Source organism: Haloarcula taiwanensis, assembly GCA_002844335.1.
In the GTDB taxonomy this organism is placed as follows: domain Archaea; phylum Halobacteriota; class Halobacteria; order Halobacteriales; family Haloarculaceae; genus Haloarcula; species Haloarcula taiwanensis.
Genome location: CP019154.1, coordinates 914,871 through 935,179 on the forward strand (window position 1 = coordinate 914,871; position 20,309 = coordinate 935,179).

19 protein-coding genes are annotated in these 20,309 nt (G+C 62.8%); 9 read left to right on the plus strand and 10 right to left on the minus strand.

Annotated features, from left to right (window positions below; all coding sequences use genetic code 11):
- Positions 1-77: 77 nt before the first annotated feature.
- Together BVU17_04750 and BVU17_04755 are read right to left on the minus strand one after the other, a co-directional pair.
- Positions 78-350, minus strand: a complete 273-nt coding sequence (locus BVU17_04750; GenBank protein AUG46860.1) for a hypothetical protein — start codon at positions 348-350, stop codon at positions 78-80.
- Positions 347-1,900, minus strand: a complete 1,554-nt coding sequence (locus tag BVU17_04755; GenBank protein AUG46861.1) for a sodium:proton antiporter — start codon at positions 1,898-1,900, stop codon at positions 347-349. Before BVU17_04755 ends, BVU17_04750 begins: the two co-directional genes overlap by 4 nt.
- A gap of 330 nt (positions 1,901-2,230) precedes the next feature.
- On the opposite strand from BVU17_04755, the gene BVU17_04760 reads away from it, so the two are divergent.
- Positions 2,231-2,983, plus strand: a complete 753-nt coding sequence (locus tag BVU17_04760) for a transcriptional regulator (protein ID AUG46862.1) — start codon at positions 2,231-2,233, stop codon at positions 2,981-2,983.
- 99 nt (positions 2,984-3,082) lie between these two features.
- Here BVU17_04760 and BVU17_04765 read toward each other — a convergent pair whose 3' ends face one another.
- On the minus strand, positions 3,083-3,829 hold the full coding sequence (locus BVU17_04765) for a transcriptional regulator (GenBank protein AUG46863.1): 747 nt from the start codon (positions 3,827-3,829) through the stop codon (positions 3,083-3,085).
- Between the two features lie 138 nt (positions 3,830-3,967).
- Between BVU17_04765 and BVU17_04770 the strand changes: the two genes are divergently transcribed.
- Together BVU17_04770 and BVU17_04775 are read left to right on the plus strand one after the other, a co-directional pair.
- Complete coding sequence (locus tag BVU17_04770; protein ID AUG46864.1) at positions 3,968-5,011, plus strand: hypothetical protein; 1,044 nt, start codon at positions 3,968-3,970, stop codon at positions 5,009-5,011.
- Positions 5,008-6,087 carry a dipeptide epimerase gene (locus BVU17_04775; GenBank protein ID AUG46865.1) on the plus strand — a complete coding sequence of 360 codons (1,080 nt, stop codon included), beginning with the start codon at positions 5,008-5,010 and terminating at the stop codon, positions 6,085-6,087. The genes BVU17_04770 and BVU17_04775 overlap by 4 nt, the downstream gene beginning before the upstream one ends.
- Positions 6,088-6,130: 43 nt before the next feature.
- Here the strand turns inward: BVU17_04775 and BVU17_04780 are convergent, their stop codons facing one another.
- A complete protein-coding gene (locus BVU17_04780) occupies positions 6,131-7,231 on the minus strand; it encodes an acyltransferase (protein AUG46866.1) in 1,101 nt (366 codons plus the stop codon).
- Positions 7,232-7,432: 201 nt separating this feature from the next.
- Here BVU17_04780 and BVU17_04785 point away from each other — a divergent pair, with 201 nt between their 5' ends.
- The gene (locus BVU17_04785) at positions 7,433-8,278 is read left to right on the plus strand and encodes a hypothetical protein (protein ID AUG46867.1); all 846 of its coding nucleotides are present in this window, start codon (positions 7,433-7,435) and stop codon (positions 8,276-8,278) included.
- A 20-nt stretch (positions 8,279-8,298) separates the two neighbouring features.
- Here BVU17_04785 and BVU17_04790 read toward each other — a convergent pair whose 3' ends face one another.
- On the minus strand, positions 8,299-9,759 hold the full coding sequence (locus BVU17_04790; protein ID AUG46868.1) for a trehalose-6-phosphate synthase: 1,461 nt from the start codon (positions 9,757-9,759) through the stop codon (positions 8,299-8,301).
- A gap of 329 nt (positions 9,760-10,088) precedes the next feature.
- Here BVU17_04790 and BVU17_04795 point away from each other — a divergent pair, with 329 nt between their 5' ends.
- Positions 10,089-10,781, plus strand: coding sequence for a hypothetical protein (locus tag BVU17_04795; protein ID AUG46869.1), 693 nt, complete (start codon positions 10,089-10,091; stop codon positions 10,779-10,781).
- 15 nt (positions 10,782-10,796) lie between these two features.
- Here BVU17_04795 and BVU17_04800 read toward each other — a convergent pair whose 3' ends face one another.
- Positions 10,797-11,795, minus strand: coding sequence for an LLM class F420-dependent oxidoreductase (locus BVU17_04800; GenBank protein ID AUG46870.1), 999 nt, complete (start codon positions 11,793-11,795; stop codon positions 10,797-10,799).
- Between the two features lie 240 nt (positions 11,796-12,035).
- Between BVU17_04800 and BVU17_04805 the strand changes: the two genes are divergently transcribed.
- Both BVU17_04805 and BVU17_04810 read left to right on the plus strand, forming a co-directional pair.
- Positions 12,036-12,302: a QacE family quaternary ammonium compound efflux SMR transporter gene (locus tag BVU17_04805; GenBank protein AUG46871.1), complete on the plus strand. Its 267-nt coding sequence runs from the start codon at positions 12,036-12,038 to the stop codon at positions 12,300-12,302.
- Between the two features lie 108 nt (positions 12,303-12,410).
- Complete coding sequence (locus BVU17_04810) at positions 12,411-13,091, plus strand: haloacid dehalogenase, type II (GenBank protein AUG46872.1); 681 nt, start codon at positions 12,411-12,413, stop codon at positions 13,089-13,091.
- Between the two features lie 94 nt (positions 13,092-13,185).
- Here the strand turns inward: BVU17_04810 and BVU17_04815 are convergent, their stop codons facing one another.
- The 3 genes from BVU17_04815 to BVU17_04825 all read right to left on the minus strand — a co-directional run bounded on the left by BVU17_04815 (position 13,186) and on the right by BVU17_04825 (position 16,606).
- Positions 13,186-15,423 (minus strand): amino acid transporter, encoded by a 2,238-nt coding sequence (locus BVU17_04815; protein AUG46873.1) that lies wholly within the window; start codon positions 15,421-15,423, stop codon positions 13,186-13,188.
- Complete coding sequence (locus tag BVU17_04820; GenBank protein AUG46874.1) at positions 15,420-15,851, minus strand: universal stress protein; 432 nt, start codon at positions 15,849-15,851, stop codon at positions 15,420-15,422. The genes BVU17_04815 and BVU17_04820 overlap by 4 nt, the downstream gene beginning before the upstream one ends.
- A 101-nt stretch (positions 15,852-15,952) precedes the next feature.
- Complete coding sequence (locus BVU17_04825) at positions 15,953-16,606, minus strand: potassium transporter Trk (GenBank protein ID AUG46875.1); 654 nt, start codon at positions 16,604-16,606, stop codon at positions 15,953-15,955.
- A gap of 212 nt (positions 16,607-16,818) precedes the next feature.
- Here BVU17_04825 and BVU17_04830 point away from each other — a divergent pair, with 212 nt between their 5' ends.
- Together BVU17_04830 and BVU17_04835 are read left to right on the plus strand one after the other, a co-directional pair.
- Positions 16,819-18,273 (plus strand): amino acid transporter, encoded by a 1,455-nt coding sequence (locus tag BVU17_04830; GenBank protein ID AUG46876.1) that lies wholly within the window; start codon positions 16,819-16,821, stop codon positions 18,271-18,273.
- A 3-nt stretch (positions 18,274-18,276) separates the two neighbouring features.
- On the plus strand, positions 18,277-18,930 hold the full coding sequence (locus BVU17_04835; protein AUG46877.1) for a potassium transporter Trk: 654 nt from the start codon (positions 18,277-18,279) through the stop codon (positions 18,928-18,930).
- A gap of 124 nt (positions 18,931-19,054) precedes the next feature.
- On the opposite strand, the gene BVU17_04840 is transcribed toward BVU17_04835, so the two are convergent.
- Positions 19,055-20,212: a dihydropteroate synthase gene (locus tag BVU17_04840; GenBank protein ID AUG46878.1), complete on the minus strand. Its 1,158-nt coding sequence runs from the start codon at positions 20,210-20,212 to the stop codon at positions 19,055-19,057.
- Between the last annotated feature and the right edge of the window lie 97 nt (positions 20,213-20,309).

Here is a 20,309-nt window from a genome sequence, read left to right on the forward strand (position 1 = left end):
TGCTGTGAATCTCTTATATCGGTTTTATCGGTCGCGCTATACTGGCTCGCTGCACTGTTCGGCACTCTGTGGCACTGCTAGAACGACCCCTGCGACAGCGTCTTCCGGTGAGTGACCCGGCCGCGGTGCTCGGCGTCGTCGAACGACTCGACCGTTGCGAGCACGCGACAGCCGACGATATCCGCCTCACCGTTTTCGAAGTAGAGGCGGGTCTCGCCGACCTGTGCGACCAGCTCGCCGGATTTCTCGTCGAGTTCCGTGACGTACACTTCTATTTCTTCGCCCGCCTCGAACGTCGGCGTGGTCGACCTGAAGGACATCCCGGTGAGGAACTTGCTGAGCATGCTCATAGACGGGTCACATCCTTGGATTTGCGGTCAGTGGTGTACTCAAGGCCGAAGCCGGTCAGCGCGGAGAGGAGGAACACACCGAACAGGAACCAGCCGTGGAAGACGTACGGCCACACCTGGACGGGGTTGACAATCATCGCGCTGGTGAACCATTCGTACTGCTCCGGGAGGCCCTGTAGCGTCGCGAAGCCGATGAGAACGCCGCCGCCCCACGGGAAGATGTACCCGAGCGCCGAGGTGTTCGCGTCGAGGATATTCGCCCGTCGGTAGCTATTGATGTTGTACCGCTGGCCGATGCGAGCGATGTACGGCGCAATCGCGATCTCTGCTGCCGTGTTGATCGTAATCATCGAGTTGACGAGGGCGGTCCCAACCACCATCGTCGTCTCGGCTTTTCGGACGCCCGTTGCGACATTTTCGAGAAGCCATTCCTGTATCGCTTCGAAGCCACCGCCACGGATCATGATCTCCGACCCGGCGACGATGAGCAACACGAGCACGATAAGCGGGAAGAAGCCGGCTGCACCGTTGTAGATCGAGCCGGTCACGCCGGCGTTTTGCGGCGCGACCACTTCGGCAACAGGGAGCGCACCGGCCCAGCTCGCGGCTGCTGACGTTTCGGGAACTTTGAACAGCAACACGTCACTCAGCGGTGCGAGATCGAAGATGACGTTGAACACAACCGCGACGATGAGTCCCCACGAAATGGCCTCGACAATGTGTCGGCCCATGACCGCCGTCACGATGACGACGAGCATGGAGATGAGATGCAACAGTCCCGCTGGTTCGCTGTTCTGGACGAACAGGTCCTGTGCTTGCTGGGAGATGTCCAGCCCGGCCATCGCGTTTCCGGCGAAGACGTACGCCGCAAGCGCCAGTATCGCTGCGATAACAGCGTACTTGAACCGCGACGCGACGACGCCGCCGATATCGGCGTCCTGCGTCACTGCGCTCACGATCGTCGTATCACTGACTGGCGCGAGGTTGTCCCCGAAGACGGCCCCGGAGAGAATTGCTCCGAACAGCAACACCGGATTCGCCCCGAGCAGGATGCCGGCCGGGAAGAAAAGCGCCGAGAACGCGACTGCCGCGCCGTAACCAGTACCGATCCCGGTCGTGAACAGCGCTGCGAGGATGAACGTGGCGGCTGGGAACAGTGTGCCCCCGACGTCGGCCGCGTTCGCTGCCCAGACGAGTCCGCCGACGAAGCCGCCTGCCTGGAGCGTGCTCGAGAACATCCCTGCCCAGAGCCATGCGACGACTGCTGTCGCGGCGACTCGCTTCGTCATCCCATCGAAGATGGTGTTCGCGTAGTTCTTCCAGTCTCCTTTGGCGAAGAACATCCCGACGATGAGCGCCACGAGCATTCCCGCGACAAGACCAGTCGTATCCCCGATTCCGAACAGGCCACTCTGGACAATCGCCCACAGGATAAACAGCCCTATGGGAATAACGCTCATCCACCGTCCGCCGTAGAACTCGATTGCTTCGACATCTGGGCCAGAGATCTCCTCGATCTCAGTCCCATCGCCGCTATCCGTGTCTGACATGCATTCTGTGCCTCGTCAAATACACACGCAAAAGTTCATGATAATAGCTAACTCAGCGGTAACAAATCATCGGAGCCGCCTCTGGTAAATTCTCATCCCGTCGCCGTCGCTGTAGACATATAAAACTCCGCTAGGATTGGAATTCGAGTGGTGTATTACCCCTGAATATCGTCCAGATTGAACTGAGTGGACACAATTTCAGACATGTACTCTAAAAATATAACCCGTGGCAATCACTAGGCCGAGTACTATCAGCGAATGGTATAATATCGACAGAACCTGTTCCACTATGACCGGACTTTTTTATACTGGTGTCGAGTCCACTGTGGTATGGACAGCTCTAGCGGTCGTCGTCTCCAGACGACCGAAACCTCCCTCGCGATCATTGATGCGGTAAACGAGCTGGGGGAGGCGCGAATGAGTGAGCTTGCGGACCGGCTGGACCTCTCGACGAGCACCATTCACGTTCACCTCAGGACACTCCTGGATCAGGAGTATCTGGTCAAGCGGGGTGAGCAGTACCGACTCGGCATGAAACTGTTCCACCTCGGAGAGGGCGCCCGGACCCGAAACGAGTGGTACGAGGTCGCCCGTCGCAAAACACACGAACTTGCCGATAGCTGTGGTGAGGAAGTCACGTTTGCCATCGAAGAGTACGGGCGTGCGATAACGTTGTTCAACGTCGTCGCTAACGTCCCGTCGAAAGGGTTCCAGGTGGGACGGTACTACTACCTGCACAACTCGGCAGTCGGGAAGGCGATCCTCGCCGGGTTGCCAGAAACCCGTGTCAACGAGATTCTCGACCGGTGGGGACTGCCCGCCGAGACGGAGTACACAATCACCGACCGCGACGCCCTCATGGAAGACATCGAACGCACGAGCGAGCGCGGCTATTCGGTGAACGATCAGGAGGCAGTCGAGGGGCTTCGGTCCGTCGGCGTGCCGGTCACCGCCCCACACGGCGGCGTTCTCGGCGCGCTCGACATCTCCGGTCCGCTGTATCGGCTCCCACCGAACGAGGAACTCGCATCGATGTTGCAAGACGTCGTCGAGGAGCTGGAATCGGAACTCGGAGTCCAGTAGCGCTCTGTCGCGCCTGTCGTCGCAAGCTTGGAACGCTGCCACCTGCTCTGTGACAGGAGACACGACAACTGGCAAGTGGGCCGAGACGCTGTGTTGTCGTCAGCCCCGGTCGGCGTCTCTCGGACCGAGAAGCGTGGCCTCGACTTTCCGGAGGTGTTCGTGAAACGTCGTCTTCGCGATACCGAGCTCGTCGGCTAGCTCGCTCCCGCTTACCTCTCTCGGGTAGTCGTAATAGCCGCGTTTGCGGGCCAGTTCGAACACGTCGCGCTGTCTGTCGGAAAGCTGTCGGACCGCCAGTTCGTCCCGCTCCCTGCTTCCGGTGGTCGCGGACGTAATCTGGGTCACGGTGATCGTCGCGTCTTTCTGTGCGCACACGGCGTCGAGCTTCTCCTGTATTGTCGTCCGCGATTCGTCGATAGCGACCGTCCAGTACTCGGTCCCGTCGCGGATTCGGATCGGCTCTTGATTCATGAACCCGTGTGAGACCAGCGCGTCGTGGATGCTCTCTTCGGGGCCGTATTCGACGAGAAGCGTGCGCGTCGCTTTGTTTACCGGTGCCGATATCCCGCCGAAGCTACGACGAGTATCCATTTCTGTGACTGCATGGGTGTGGTCGGATGCCCGGGTCGCCGCAACGAGCGCCTCGACCGCGGCCGCCGACTCAGCGTATGCGACGACGTGGGCTTTGACCTTCCCGTCGACCAGATACGCCGCGTTGACCAGCAGTTTGGCTGCAGTGGCCGCCGTCACTTCCCGCATCCAGCAGTCGGGATGCTCCAGTTTGAGTGTCAACTGGAGACCGCCGCTGGACGGGGACGCGGCCATATCGGAGCCGTCAGTGGCCATCGTTCTCTCCGGGTTCTGTGACGCGATAGCGCTCGCCTGTTCTTGCTTTCATTACCGGTTGTCGTCCTCCAGTACTCTCAGTGGAGGCCACACATGTAAGGCTCTGGTTTGTCAGTCACGCCCGCAGTGTCCTTCAGTATGGACTTGCGGCGAAAATACGACGAAGGCACGCCCGCCGTTGTGCTCGCGGAGGGGGAGTTCGGACAGCCGGAAGGCAAGACGGCCAACGGTATCGTTATGCACGGAGAGCTGTTCGACGCGCAGGCCGTCGTGGACTCGACGTGTCCGAGCCCTCACGCCGGAGCGGCTCTTGAGTGGCCTGCTGCCGACAGCGTCCCGGTCGTCGAAACCGTCACCGAAGCGCTGGATCGGGCCCCGGACGCGGCCGTCCTTGTCATCGGCGTCGCGCCCGCTGGTGGTGACCTCCCGGAGTCATGGGCCGAGGCAATCAAGCACGCGATGGAGCGGGGCTGTGATATCGTCTCTGGCTTGCACGTCTTTCTGAGCGAGCGCCCGGCCTGGACCGAGCGCGCACAGCAACACGGTGTCGACCTCGTTGACGTTCGGAAGCCTCCAGCCGTCACCGATCTGACGCTCGGTGACGGCCGCGGGGCTGCGGCCGACGCAGACGTCGTCCTGACGATGGGGACTGACTGTGCAGTCGGGAAGCGAACGACGACCTTTGAACTGTACCGGGCCGCGACCGATGCCGGACTCGACGCCGGCTGGGTCGCGACGGGACAGACCGGCATCCTCGTCGGCGCGGACCGCGGCGTCGTCATCGACCGGGTCCCGGCTGACTTCGTCTCGGGCGTCGTCGAGGACATGGTGCTCGACGTTGCGACGGACCACGACATCGTGTTCGTCGAAGGGCAGGCCGCCCTCACGCACACCGCATACGGCGGGGTGACGCTCGGACTGCTCCACGGAGCGGCCCCCGACGCAGTCGTACTGGCCGATGACCCTTCTCGGGAGGCCCGGTCCCACTTCGATGACCTCACTGTAGCCGGTGTCGAGGCCGAATGCCGCGCGATTACCGCCCTCACAGAGACGACAGTCGCCGCCCTCTCGACCTGGGGGGACCCGGAGGCGGAAACCGCCAGAACAGGGCTTCCGGCGGCGAACATCTACGACGATGACGGCCCGGAGACACTCCTCACAGCTGTTCTGGAGGCGCTATGACCCGTATCGACCGTGTCTCTGTCGAATCGCTCGATCGCGAACTCCGCGAGCCGTTCGAGATCTCGCTCGGAACTCGTGAGAAAGCGCGGAATCTGGTCGTTCTGGTCGAGACGGACTCGGGCGTCGTCGGCCACGGGGAGGGGTCCCCGTTACCGCCAGTGACCGGCGAGACGCAGCCGGCTGCCGTGGCGACTGCCCGGTCGGTAACGTCGATGCTTGAGGGAGCGTCCCTCGCCGACTACCGCGAACTCGCCGGTGAGGTGCGGGCCGCAGTACCCGGAGCGGTTACGGCACTGTTCGCCGTCGAGACGGCGCTGCTCGACGCGTACTGTCGCGACCGCGGTATCCCGCTCTCGGAGCTGTTCGGCGGAGCGCCGACCCCAGTTACCACCGATATTACCGTTCCGATAGTCGCGCCCGACGCGGCAGCCGAGCGAGCCACCCGTGCCGCGGCCGCGGGCTTCGACCATATAAAGGTCAAAACCGGCGGCGCGATTGACGACGACGTGGCCCGAACCGTTGCGGTCGCAGACGCCGCACCCAACGCAACGATTACCGTGGACGCGAACCAGGGCTGGACGCCGAAGGCTACAGAGCAGTTTGTCGACGAGGTGGCGACGGCTGGGGTCGACCTCGCTCTGGTCGAACAGCCGACGCCGAAGGACGATATCCGCGGTCTCGCGAGGACCCGCGACAGACTCTCGGTCCCCGTCGCCGCGGACGAGGCCGTATTCACGCCCGCGGACGCAACTACCGTGGTTCGCGACGGGGCTGCCGACGTGATCAACGTCAAACTCGGGAAGTCCGGGCTCCTCGGGGCAGCGGCAATTGCGACAATCGCCGAGGCCGCCTCGCTCGATTGTATGCTCGGCTGTATGCTCGAAGGCGCGACCGGGATTGCGACGAGCGCTCACCTCGCCGCTGGGCTCGGTGCCTTCGACTACGTCGACCTAGATGGCCACCTGTTGCTCGACGAAACGCCGCCATCGATGGCGTTCGGTCCGGGCATCGATATCGACGGGCCGGGCCACGGAGTTTCGCTGCCGGCGGCTGTGAGTGGTGCGACTCAGAGCTGATGCTGTGGCGGGACGGTTCTCACGCAAAATAGCGTCCGGGCAGTTACTCTGCGGACTCCGCCGCCTCTTCGACGTCGGAATCGGCTTCTGAAGCATCGCTGCCAGTCGTTGCGCCAGTCCCATCGCCGCCGTCGGTTGCTGCGCTGTCCGCAGTGGCAGCGGTATCGTCCGCTGTTACATCAACCGCCGGATCGGTATCGTTGGACTCGCTCTCTTCGGTGGCTGGCTCCGTAGTGTCAGTATCAGCTTCAAGCGATTCGGCCATTTCCGCCATCGCCGCAGCGGACTCGTCCGGCCGGTCCAGAACCGCTTCGGTGTGCATTCGCATCTCTTCGCTGGCCCGGATCGTCCCGTCGACCGTCGCGTTCTCGTGGAGTTCGACGGTCGTCCCCGAGATGTCGCCCCAGACCTTCGCGCCCGGGCCGACGCGGACGGTCCCGTTGCGGGTCGTTACGTCCCCTTTGATCTCTGTGCCCCGGCCGACCACGATGTCGGCTTTCGCGCGGAGGCTTCCGAAGACAACCGTGTCACGGCCGACTTCGAGTGATTTTGCACGGATATTTCCATGGAGCCGGCAGTCGTCGCCGACCGTCGCTGGCGTCGACACGCGCCAGGCGTCATCCGAGACGCTCGCGCCGCGTGGAATCAGAACCGGGTCGTGCTCGTCACTGCCGTCGTCTAGCATCTCGTCGATTACTTCCTCGGCCGCGTCTTCCTCGCCGATGCGGAGGAGTTGTGAGAGGTAGACGAACAGGAAGACGATGGTCGGCATCGGATTGCGGATGACGATCCAGCCGTTCGCCTCGAACCCGTTCTCGATGTCCACGTCGTCGCCGATATCAAGGTCGCCCGCGACACGGAGTTCGCCGCCGATGTGTACTCGTTCGCCGATGTAGGCGTCCTCGCCGACCAGCACGTTGTCCGCCACGTCACACCACATATCCAGCCGACAGTCACCTTCGGCTTCGATGTGGCCGCCAAAGCGGACTCGCTCGTCGGCGATGACCGTCCGCCCGCGCACACCGAACTCCACGGTCGACTGGCCGCCGACGATGACATCACCGTCGGTCACCAGGTCGTGTTCCTCGACGGTTGTTCCGTCGGGAATGTCGAGTTCGGACAGCGGGTCGGAGCCGAGTGGCACGGTTCCTATAGCGTTTTCGTTCGTATTAAACCCTCATGACGTGCATGACGGGCGTCTGACGCGGGTCGGACGGGACCGGCATCGCCGCAGTCTCGCGACGGCAGCGGGACGGTCATCGAGTCCGTGTATACCCTGAAGCCGGACGGAATCTGACAGCTGAACGGCCATAACGAACTAACCCACTGATACAGTGGCACCGATATGTCTCTCGAACGCCGTCATCTCTCGCTTGCACTTGCGGTGCTACTGATAGCGTCCGCTGGCTGTAGCGGGCTGTTGGGCACTGAATCGGGTACAGCTGGAACAGACACCGAAATAACATCGACCTCGGCTGACGTCAACGGCCCCGCACCCGGCTCGTCCGGCTTCGATGCGGCGGCTATCGAACGCGGACACTTCGAGCGGCTGTCGAACTCGTCGTTTACCACGTCGCTGTCGTTCCAACTTTCGACGGTCCGCGACGGCGAGAACCGGTCGGTGTTCATCAACCGGACCGTTGCTATCGACCGTGCGAACGACCGGTCGCTAGCGCAGGGCGAACTGGTTCAGGCTGGCGGCGACACGCTGGTGACAACGACGTACACCGCCGATGGAACCACCACACAGCGCCGTGTCCTCACCCGCGGTGAGGAGGCGATGACGGAGATCCGGGCTGCGTCACCGCCGTACGACGGGTCGGTCCAGCCGGTCAACGAGAGCAGTGTCATCGACCGCTCGCTGCTCCAGTCACTGGGGTCGGACATCAACTGGACGTACGCCGGTACCGAGACGGTCGACGGTGACAGGGTCTCGCGGTTCGAAGCGACAGGGGGTAACGTTACTGGCTTCGCGGCCGACGACGCTGTCTCGGCGACCGTCTCGGCCAACGGGACGACGGACTCGGCCAGTGCAACCGTCCTTGTTGACGAGGATGGCGTCATCCGGTCGTTCCAGTACCGGGTGACCACTGAGCGGGACGGCCAGCCGGTGACGGTGACGCTGTCGCTTTCCGTTTCGCAGGTCGACGATACCACCGTCGCGGAGCCGGACTGGCTGTCGAACGCGTAGCGCCGGTAACTGACGGCCCCCTACGGTGACTGCCCGGGGCTGAACTGTCTGGCGACCCACTGTGAACTGTCGAGCGCTTCGGCGCTTTGCTGCAAGCGCGCCAGCCGGTCTGCTCTGTCCGCTTCCTCCAGTTCCAGCGCCCGCTCGATGGTGTCCGCAATCGCACCGATATCGTGCGGATTGACTGTTAGCGCGCCGTCGAGATGGGTCGCCGCGCCGGCCAGTTCACTCAGTACGAGTGCGCCGTCACCATCAACACAGGCGACCGGATACTCGTGGGCGACGAGATTCATCCCGTCGCGGTGTGGCGTCACGACCATGACCTCGGCAGCCCGGTACAGCCCGGCCAACGTCTCGTTGTCGAGGGTGGCTTCGGTGTAGACGATGGGCTGCCAGTCATCGGTCCCGAAGCGGTCGTTGACGCGTTCGACGGCATCGACGACGTCCGCTCGGTACCGTCGGTAGGCGGCAATCCCCTCCCGCGTTCGACTTGCCTTCTGCACGTACGTGAACTCCCCTCGCAGGTCCGGTCGCCGGTCCCAGAGGTGCGCCAGCGCCTCAATCCGCTCGGGGATGCCCTTCGAGTAGTCGAGCCGTTCGACGCCGAGCGCGAGGCGGATGGACGTGTCCGAGCGACTGCCGCCCAGCACGGTATCGCGGATACTGCCCACGTCGGCAGCACGCGCTCGGTCCCGGACCCCCTCGGCATCGATACCTAGGGGGTTCGCGACGACTCGCGTCCGCTCGTCGTTCCGGGTGACTGTCCCGGTGTCCGTGTCGATGGTTGCCGCGGAGAACGCACTATCGACGCAGTGCAGGAACTGCTCGGCGTACCCTGCTGTGTGAAAGCCGATGACGTCACACGCCAGCAGTCCGTCGAGTAGCGCGTCGCTGTGGGGACAGTGCTGGAACACCGACGGCGCGGGCCAGGGGATGTGCCAGAACTGCAGTAGCCTTGCCTCCGGCCGTCGCTCCCGGAGCAGTTTAGGGGCGAGCGCCAGATGATAGTCCTGGAACCAGACCGGCTGGCCCGCGTCAGCGACCGTGTCGACGGCCTCGGCGAACTGCTCGTTGACGGCGCGGTACTGCTCCCAGTAGGCTGGTTCGGCCCACATCCGGCCCGTATCCTCGTGACAGAGGGGCCAGAGCACTTGATTGGCGTAGCCGTAGTAGTAGCCCTGGACCGCCGCGTCGGAGAGCGGGACGCGTTTCAGGTCGTAGGCCGGGTCCGACGGCGGCACTTTGACAATACCTTCGTGGGCGACAGTCATATCGGCGTCGCCGCTGCCCCAGGCGACCCAGGTGCCACCCCGTGACTGCATCACCGGGTCGAGTGCGCTCGTCAGGCCACCCGCGGCGGACTGGACCCGTATCTCGCCGTCGTCGCCCCGCTCGTGGCTATACGGTTCGCGGTTCGAGACGATCACCAGCGAATCCGGAACTGCACCGTCTTGCGCATTCACCGACAGTTCCGGGACCATTTGTCCTCCGTAAGGACTGCCCCGTCTTGAGGCTGTCGCGGAGTGCTGGCGTAGCTACGGGGTGGAACAAGTTATCGCTGCCCGTGAGGTCCGCCATTCGTGTCTGACGGTAAGAGAAAACTTATACCGGAGGCCTCGAAAGAAAGGGGTGAAAGCCGAAAGGGCACCCGGGTAGGGGTACACGGACGTGCCATTTCGGCTCAACTCGGTTTATCTGGCCACGAATCCGGTAGCGACAGCAACGCTCCGGGCCAGTGACAGCGTCGTGCAGTGTGACTGACCGGGGAAACAAGACAGAAGCATGTCCACTTCGTGGTGTCTGATAACAGATGGAATTTCACACCTGGGAGCCAGTGTATTCGGACATTCTCGACGACTTCGGGTACCCTCGTGACGGCGACGAGCTCGCCTGTGACCGCTTCGTCGAACTGCTCGGCGACGATAGCACATACGACCCGACGACCCTCGGACTCGACGGTGCATCGGTGGCTATCGCCGGAGCCGGCCCGTCACTGGAAACCGAGGCCGACCGTGCAGCCGACGCCGACGTGGTCCTCGCGGCGTCCACTGCTGCCGACCGTCTCCAGGCGGCAGGCGTCGCCGTCGACTGTATGGTTACGGACCTGGACAAGAACGCCGATACCGGGCGGAAACTGACTGCCGCCGGGACGCCGGTTGTCGCCCACGTCCACGGTGACAACATCCCCGCACTGGAGACACACATTCCGGCCTACGACAGTGAGTTCGTTGTACCGACGACGCAGGCGACACCCGCCCCGCCGGTCCGCAACTACGGCGGCTTCACCGACGGCGACCGCGCCGCGTTCCTCGCGGACCACTTCGGCGCTGCCTCGCTGGTATTCCCCGGATGGGACTTCGAGGATCCGTCCGTCACTGCTGAAAAGCGGCAGAAGCTTCGCTGGGCCGAGCGCCTGCTTCGCTGGCTAGAACAGCGCCGTGGCGAGCGCTTCAACGTTCTCGATGGCCGTCGCGACGCCATCGAGCCGGTAGTGACCGACTGAAAGCCACTCCCCACTTCAGGGTGCTAACACGTCGATGGTCGCGTCGATAGTGTCCCGTTCCGCAGCGCGGGGGAACGAGATGTTAATCGCGTCCACGCCATCGATAGTCTCGAACTGTGCGATACGGTCACGACATTCTTCAGGTGTCCCGGCAACGGCAATGCTGTCCAGTAGCTCGTCACTGATCGCGTCGACGGCGGCCGCTTTGTTGCCCGACCCCCATTGCTCGGCGATCTCGTAGGCGGTGTCCTCGTACCCCTGCCGGGCCAGCGCGTCGCGGTAGAACGTCCCCATCCCGCCGATGTAGAACGCGACGTGCTGACGGGCCAGTTCGCGGGCCTGCTCCCGGTCGTCCATCGCACAGCACGTCAGCGACAGCGTTACCCGCTGGTCGGCGCGGTCGCGGTCGCCGAGGTCCGCGCCGTGCTCGAAGTCTTCGAGCCGGTCCCGCAGGCCGTCAGCGGTCAGCATCAGCGCGTGCCAGCCGTCGGCGAAGCGACCGGCGAGTTCGACTGATTTCGGTCCGAGACCGCCGGCATCCACGGGGGGCGCGGGTTCGGGCGGTTCACAGCGCAGCCGGAACCCGGACAGCGAAAAGATGTCTCCGTCGTAGTCGACGGTCTCCCCGGAGAGTACCAGTTTCATGATGTCGACTGTCTCTCGGGTGTACTTGAGGGGGCTCTCGAACTCACGGCCGTGCCAGCCTTCGATGACGATGGGCCCGGACGGGCCGACGCCAGCGCGGAAGCGGCCGTCTGAGACCTCCTGCAGTGTCGCTGCGGTCTGGCCGAGCAGCGCCGGCGACCGCGAGTACACGTTCAGAATCGATGAGCCGAGGCCGACCGCCGACGTGTGTTCGGCGATGCTGGTCAGCGTCGTCACTGCGTCCCGCCCCCACGTCTCCGGGAGCCAGACCCGGTCGTAGCCGCTGTCCTCGGCCTGCTGGCTCATCCCGACAAGCGTGTCGACCGACGGCTGGGCTGCGACCGGGAGATACACGTCTCGCGCTGTCATCTGTCGCCCTCCACGCGTCGAGCGGCGACCGGCCGTACTCCTGTCGGCTGGAACGTATGTACCTGAAACATGGCTCGCAGTGCGGCCGCACGGGAGATAAAGCCACATGAGAGGGGGAGTGTCGCCCGTTGTCCGCGGTTTATTCACAGGACGGTCAACTGGGCCGGGAGCGTCTCGGAAAGGGGACTGGTGAGGTGACGACAGTCGAAATGTATCGTATCTGTCCACAATTCTCGACGAGTGAACCCATACGCCTTCCTCGGAGCCGTGATTGTGTCCGAACTGCTCGGGACAACGTCGCTGAAACTCTCAGAAGGGTTCCCACGTCCCGTTCCCCGTCTCGGCGTCGTCTACGGCACCTGGGCCGCGCTGGGAATCGTCGGTGTCGTGGCGATCGGGACTGTCGTGTTCGACCGGCCTATCGACCTCCCCGGTGCCGTCGGGATATTGCGCATCATCATCGGCGTGTACTGTGTCACCGTCCTCTCGGAGACGTCTGCGCACTGAGCGGGAACCGGCCACAACACGCCCAGCGTCGTGAGTCTGCCCGTGCCGAACAGCTGTGCGTCCGGCTTGGCGACCGGCTATATGAGGCACCCGGTTCTACGGGGGCCTATGTCGTTCGACCCGGACCGCGTAACGACGATTACGTTCGACTCGTACAGCACCATCGTCGACGTTGAGGCGGCTCAGAAAGCCCTCGCCGACCGGGTAGATGACCCCAAACCGGTATCCCGGCTCTGGCGCTCTCGTTCACTGGCGTACACGTTCCTCGCTAACCAGATCGACGCCTACAAGCCGTTCTACGAGATGAACCGCGACGCGCTCCAGTACGCCCTCGATGTCCACGGCGTCGACATCACTACCGAGGAGCGCGACGAGATTCTCGCCGTCTACCACGAACTCGACGTGTTCGACGACGTTCGTGACGGCATGAACAAACTCTACGACGCCGGCTACGACCTCTATGTCGTCTCGAACGGGAACCCCGAGATGCTCGACTCCATGGTTGATTTCGCCGGTATCGGCGGCCTGCTCGAAGACACTGTCAGTGCCGACGAGATCCAGACGTTCAAGCCGGCGGCGGAACTGTACCGTCACGCATCGGACCGGACGTCGACTGAGATCGAGGAAATCGCCCACGTCACTGCAGGGTATTTCGACGTGTACGGGGCGATGCACGCCGGGATGCAGGGCGTCTGGGTCAATCGCGATGACGGCCCCTGGGACTCGTTCGCCGGCGAGCCGGATCTCACTATCGCGTCGTTCCACGACCTTCACGATGAGCTGATGTGAAGCGTCGAAAAGGCATGTCGCGGTTCTGGTTCCGCGGATAGTCAGGGGAGTCAGGAGATGGCGTCGCAGGAGTCTCAGAAAAAATACCGGCTACTCAGAACAGCCGCTCAAGCAGGCCGCGGTCGCGGCGTTTCTCCGCCAGCAGGACGGAACACTCCACGTCGTCGACAACGTCCAGCACGAGCGACTTGGAGACGAGCCGGCGAAGTAGACCCTCCTCGGTCGCGCCGATGAGGAGCAGCGTCGAATCGGTGGCAGCGTTCCGGATCGCGGTCTCGACATCGCCGGATTTGACGAGGCGCTCCGCGTCTTCAAGCCCCTGCTCGGCCGCCCATTCCCGCAAGAATTGCTTGCCTGCCTCGCGGTCGTCGTCGACGTTAAGCAGCGTCACGTCGGAACCATATTCGGACTGTAACAGTTTCGCGATGGCGGCCGACAGCTCGGAGTCCGGCCCACCGGCTGTCGGAAGCAGGATACGCGAGGGGTCGAACCCGCGGTCACGGAGCACGAGGAAGTCACAGGGAACTGTCTCTGTGAGTTCGTCCATGGCAGACTCCGCCCGCCCGGGCGAGCCGTGCGCGTCTGGCCCCCATCCCATCACGACGAGGTCCGCCGTCTGCGTGCGGGCGGCGTCGAAGATAGCCTCGTAGGACTTGTGCGAGAGGACGGTGTGTGTTTCGACATCGACGCCGAACGTCTCGGCGTCCTCGCGAGCTTTATCGAGCAGTTGCTGTGAGCTCTTGTCGATCTCATCGGATCGGTCGGCGGCAGCCGAAAGCGCCGTCTGGTCGGGGACGGTGACGATGTGGGTCGCGATTACGGTTCCGCCGCGCTGTTTGGCGATGGCGCTGGCGAGCGTAATGAGGTCCTGTTCGTGTGCAGGATTGGCTAGTGGGACCATCACGCGGTACTGCCCGCCATCGGGCTGGACGCCGGCGGCCGCGCTGACGGCCGCGTCCGGCATTTCGTCGGACCGCGAGATGATGTGTTTCGACAGGATGCCCTGTTTTTCGGTGCGCGACCGAGCGTAGAACCCGTACCACAGTATCGCTGCGGCGGCGATGCCAAAGGAGAGCAACAGGGCGTCGCTGGCAACGAACACCAGTAGGGCAAAGGAGAGCACGACTCCCAGAATCGGCAGTAGAGGATACAACGGCACCACGAAATCCGGTGCGTACTCCTCCGGATTCACGTACCGCATGACGATGAGTGCGACGTTGAGTAATCCGTAGATGATGAGATGCAGGCCCGACGCAGCGCCCGAGAGCAGCGTCAGGTCCCCGATGATGATAAACAGGAGAATCAGGCCGCCGGTAATGCCGATTGCTCTGTACGGCGTCCCGTAGCGGGGATGTATCTCGTTGAGGGCCGGCGTGACGATCCGGTCACGGCCCATCGCGAAATTGATGCGTGACGACGCGAGGATGGAGGCGTTCGCGCTGGACGCTGTAGCGAGCAAGCCGCCGAACAGGAGCGCACCCCCCATTACAGCCCCCTGAATGTAGCTCCCGACCTCGACGACGGCGATCGGGTTCTCGGCGTCGGAGCTGATGATGTCCGCGATGAACCCCTGCGGAACGGCCGCGCTCATTATCACGAGGACGAGCGCGTAGATGACAGTCACGATGACGACGCTGCCGATAACTGCACGCGGAAGGTTCTTTCCGGGGTCTTTGATCTCTTCGGCCACGCTCGTAATCTGGACGAAGCCGAGATAGGAGACGAAGATGAGTCCCGTCGTCTCCAGAGTCGTAACCACGTCAGTAGCGGCCGGCAGGTTCGACGGCTCTGCCCGGAGCGTTCCGAGGAGTGTGAACACGGAGAGAATGGCGATAAGCAGGACGACGATGATGTTCTGCAGTCGCCCGGTTTCCTTCGCGCCGACGTAGTTGATGAGGACGAAGAAGGCCCCGCCGACGAGTGCGATAAGTTTCACGACGGTGAGCGATATCGGACCGACGCCGACGCTGCCGGAGAGACCGAAGATGCGGGCGATGTACCGGCCAAACCCGACCATGTAGAACGCGCTCGCGAAGGCCAGACCGAGCCAGTTGGCCCAGCCGGCGACCGAGCCAAACATCGGCCCGAGCGCGTGGTTGACGTAGTAATAGGCCCCGCCCGAACGCGGCATCGCTGTGCCGAGTTCGCTAGCCGACAACGCCGTGAACATGGCGATAACGCCGCCCAGAATGAACGCCACGGACGCCAGCGACCCGGCCTTGAGGATGGCCTCGCCCGGGAGGACGAAGATCCCCGCGCCGATCATCGTCCCGACGCCGATAGTCAGCGCCGCCAGCGGTCCGAGGTCCTTGGCAAGGTCTTCCTCGCTCATGTTCCATCCTCTCGGGGGAGTGCAATGACGGGCCGGTCCGAATTTGTCACCAGTTTCAGGGAGACGTCACCGGAGAGAAACTGCATGAGTCGGTTCCCGCCACGGGACCGATAGGCAATAGCGCTGGCGTCCACTTCTGCAGCGGCCTCGAATATCGTCTCCGCGACATCTCGGCCGTACGCGGTGTGTTCGCTGGCGTCAGGGAACACTGTCCGGACGGCAGCGTACGCCTCTGTGGCCAGTTCTTCAGACTGTTCGACCGGCGTCTTGTCCGGAACGCCACCGCCCTTTTCGACGACATGCAAGGCGGTCACGCTGCTCGGTTCGTACGGTTCGAGCGCCTTCGCCGTCGCCAGCGCGTCATCCTCGTCAGTGACGGGAAGAAGTACGTGGCCGAGGAGACCCTCGTCCGTGGGCTCACTGGTCATAGTGGTGGGAGAACCTACTCGCTGTTAAGCGTGTGTATCCGCTTTCTCGCATACGAATAAATAATAAGAGATGCTGACTATCAGGCTGACAACTCGGCCTGTTACCCGCGCATGAGATTCAACACTTCGTCGACGACATCAGTTTCGACGGCGAGAATATACTGCTCGTCAGGCTCCAGCACCGTCTCAGCGCCTGCGAGTTCCGTTCGGTCGGCCGTCGAAATCAGGAGACTGCCAGCCGGAAGCGCGATCTCGTCGAGACGACGCCCTGCAACGGGGGCCGACGGAGCAACACTCACCTCGATGATATCGAGGTCAGCGGTTGGGTAGACGAGCGTTCGGATATCCTCACCGGTCAGTATATCGGCCGCGTAGTCTCCACCGAGATATTCGGGAAGTAGCGTTGCGTCGACGACTTCACCGTACTCCTGGTCCGTCTCCGTCTCTGCTCTCGCGATGGTCCGAATCGAGGGTGCGTACTGCTGTGCCTCCATACAGATGGCGAGATTCGTGCCCGGTTCGTCAGTGAGTGCGGCGATAGCGTCAGCCTCCGACAGGTCTGCCTGTTCCAAAATTGACGGTCGCGTGGCGTCCCCGTGGATAACTGGGCCGATATACGCATCCGATAGCGCCTCGACGCGTTCCGCATCGGACTCGATCAGTAGGACGTCGTGCCCCTGTTCAACGAGGTTTTCGGCGGTTTGTTTCCCGACGCGGCCGCCGCCGGCGATGACGAATCGCTTTGTCCGGGCCATTGTTGTACTGTTATCGATGTGTTATCTTCAATGCCCCGCCAGTTCTAACCGAGCGGGAACGCAACTGGCTGAATCGGCGGTCACGCGGCAGAAGGCTTAATGAAATCCCATCACAGTTCTTACAATAGGAGAACTCCCCCCGGTACTCAAATGGACCGAGCGAAGCACATACAGCGTACGATGGACAGCGCGCCAGTTACAACCAGAACGCAATGAGCAAGAGCCAGACGCGGTCGCCCGAGGCTGAACTCGGACTCCTCGACGCGACGATGATCGGGATGGGTGCGATGATTGGGGCCGGTATTTTCGTGTTAACGGGACTGGCCGCCGAAATCGCTGGCCCAGCCGCGATTCTCGTCTTCGCACTGAACGGCGTCGTGACGGCGTTCACAGGACTTTCGTACGCGGAACTCGCCGCTTCGATTCCAAAGAGCGGCGGTGGATACGCGTTCGTGCGGGAGATATTCGACGACTTCGCCTCGTTCATCATGGGCTGGATGCTCTGGTTCGCCTACATGATTGCGGGAGCGCTGTATGCACTGGGATTTGCGCCGAACTTTCTCGAACTGTTGCACGTCTACGGCGTGGTCCCGTCACCGGACGAGGTCGGCGCCGTTGCAGTTCCGGTCATTGATACAGCGCTCCCGCCGGCCTTTTTGCTGGCGTTTATTGCAGTCCTTGGTCTCGTGGCGCTCAACGCCGTCTCGACGGCCGCCAGCGGTAGTGTCGAGACGATTTTCACAATAATCAAAGTGTCTATTCTGGTGGTGTTCGTCGCGTTCGGGTTCGCGTCACCGATGTTTTCGGGAGCCGAATTCCAGCCACTGTTCCCGGAGGGGAGCGGAGCGGCTGCCGTCTTGCCGGCGATGGGGCTCACCTTCATCGCCTTTGAGGGGTACGACCTCATCACCACTGTCACGGAGGAAGTACAGAACCCGCGGGAAAACATCCCGAAAGCGATCTTTATTAGCCTCGCTGTGACTGTCGTCGTCTATCTGGCAGTTGTGACAGTCGCTATCGGAACGCTCGGAGCCGAGGGACTCGCCGACGCTGGCGAAGCCGGTATCGCCGCGGCCGCGACGTCGTTCATGCCGACCGGGCTCCCGGTTATTCAGAACGGTGGGGCACTCATCGTCTTCGGGGCTGTGTTCTCGACGCTTACCGCCCTCAACGCCGTCGTCATCGCGTCGTCGCGCGTCGCGTTCTCGATGGGGCGCGAAGGGCAGTTACTCCCTTCGATTGGCCAGATACACCACCGCTACGGGACGCCCTTCGTTGCTATCCTCACCAGTGCCGTCGTGATGCTTGGCTCAGTTGCACTGCCGACACAGAGCGCCGGCAATATGTCGAGCCTGTTCTTCCTGCTCTCGTTTATCATTGTCAACGTCGCGGTCATTAGACTCCGCAGGGAGCGACCGAACATGAATCGGCCGTATGAGATGCCATACTACCCGGCACCACCGATAATCGGTATCGCACTCAATCTGATTCTGACCGGGGTGCTGATAGAGTTTCTGCTCCGGACGGATCCACTGGCCCTGGCACTCAGCGTCGCATGGATCGTGCTCGGCGCAGTCGTGTATTTCGCCCTCAAACGGGTAAAACAGCAATCGGACCGCGAGCAGGCGACTGCCGCCAGCGAAATAACACCTGAGGCTGAAGACTAACTCATGACCCGAACACTTGACATTATCATCGCAGGCGGTGGCCGCGTCGGCTTCCAGACAGCTGAGATACTTGCCGACCGCGGGCACGACGTGACGATCATCGAACGGGACGAACGGATGGTCTCGGAAATCGCCGATCAGTGGGTCGCGACGGTTATCCGAGGCGACGCGACGAATCCGGAGATCATCGAACAGGCAGGCATCGACCGAGCGGACGCGATTGCCGCGCTCACGGGTGAAACCGGGCTGAACCTCGCGGTGTGTTTAGCTGCGTCGGAATTGACACCAGATATTCGGACGGTCGCGCGAATCGACCGCACAGCCGGTAAGGCGTACACCCGATTTGTCGATGCGGTGGTCTTTCCCGAACGGGCTGGTGCGAGGGTGGCAGCGAACGAAATCCTTGGGAGTGATGTCCAGACGCTTGCCGACGTGACAGGCAACCTCGATATCATGCTCGTCCGCGTCGCTGACGGTGCTCCAGCCGCCGGAAAAGCACTCACAGACGTACGCTTTCCCGAGGGGACGCTGGTTGTCTCCGACGATAACGGTGAGCGGATCGCCCGTGCCGACACGACCTTGACGCCAGGAAGCCGCTACGTTATCGCGGTTGAACCTGATGTTGTCGATGAGGTCTTGAATTTGATGCGCGGCTAGTGACTTTTTCGACTCGCAGACCGCTCCGCGTAATTCGCTCGTCTCCACGGACAGCCACTGTGGGACCGCTGCGGAGTAGTCTATGAAAATCCCGTCACTTGCAAGTACGGACCAGCCGCGGTGCCTACACCCGCCGGGACAGCGAGGCCCGTAGTTCGCCGGCAAGCTCCCGGTGTCCGTCCTCGGCGAGGCTGTCGGTGACGACCTTCAGCGCAGCCGCGGCACCACCGACGTAGAGGCTGCCGCTGTCTTTCTCGACCACCACTACGTCAGTCACCTCGGCGACAGCCCGGATACTCGAGCGGGCGTCGTCGGTCAGGTCGCCGAGCAGGAACGTGAGCGTCGCGCCGTTGTCGGTGCCGCCGGCGACCGTCTCACCGAGGGCCTGATGGCGCGCGACCTCACGCAGAGACACGTCTGTCAGTTCCGACACGGTGGGGCCGGAGTCGGTCTCAGCCCGCGTCGTCCGCTCGTCACCGAGCGCGTCGGCCACTTTGACCACGTCATGTGTCTCTTGCGTATCGTGTGTTCGGATGATGTGTGCGCCGCGTTCGACTTCCATCGTCGCTGCGGCCAGCGAAACGGCGAGCTGGTTCTCCGTCTCGGGCTGGTCGGCCAGATCGCCGAGGAAGTCCTCACGGTTGGTCGCGGTGAGCATCGGCCGGTCGAAGGCACGGAACTCCCGCAGCCGACGGAACATCTCCCAGTTGTCCTCGAACTCCTTGCCGTCGTACCAGCCGCCGAAGGCCGGGTCGATGATGGTTCTATCCGTGAACCCGTCTCGCTGAAGCGCCTCGAAGATGTCGTCGATAGTTTTCAGTGCGCCGGGTCGCGAGAGGTCCGGCGGGCTGGCCATCTTGACGACCGGCATATCGTGGTCCTCGACGACGCCTTTCATCTCCGGGTCGGCGAAGCCACACACGTCGTTGATGAGGTCGAAACCGTGGCCGATGGCCTCTTCGGCCACCTCAGCGTAGCGCGTTTCGAGCGACAGCGGCACATCGGCGTCGAGTTCGTCGACCAGCGGCGCGACCTCTTCGAGCCGGTCTTTCTCCATCTCGACCGGTTTGGACTCGTATTTGGGGTTCGCCGACTGAAGGCCGACATCAATGATATCTGCCCCAGCGGGGACGAGGTTCTCCTCGATAGCGTCGGCGGCTTCGGCTGGGTCCAGATACACGCTCGGTTTGTACCCGGAGTTCGAACTCATATTCAGCACGCTCATGACGCGCGTTGGGTGGCCATCACCCACCGGGAGGCCGTCGATTTCGACCGTTCGCATACTGCTTCCTGAGGGCTGTGCATACATAGGTCCCGCGACATCGGCGGACTGGCGACGCCGTGTAACGTATCACTGACACAGAATCACCGAGTTTTAT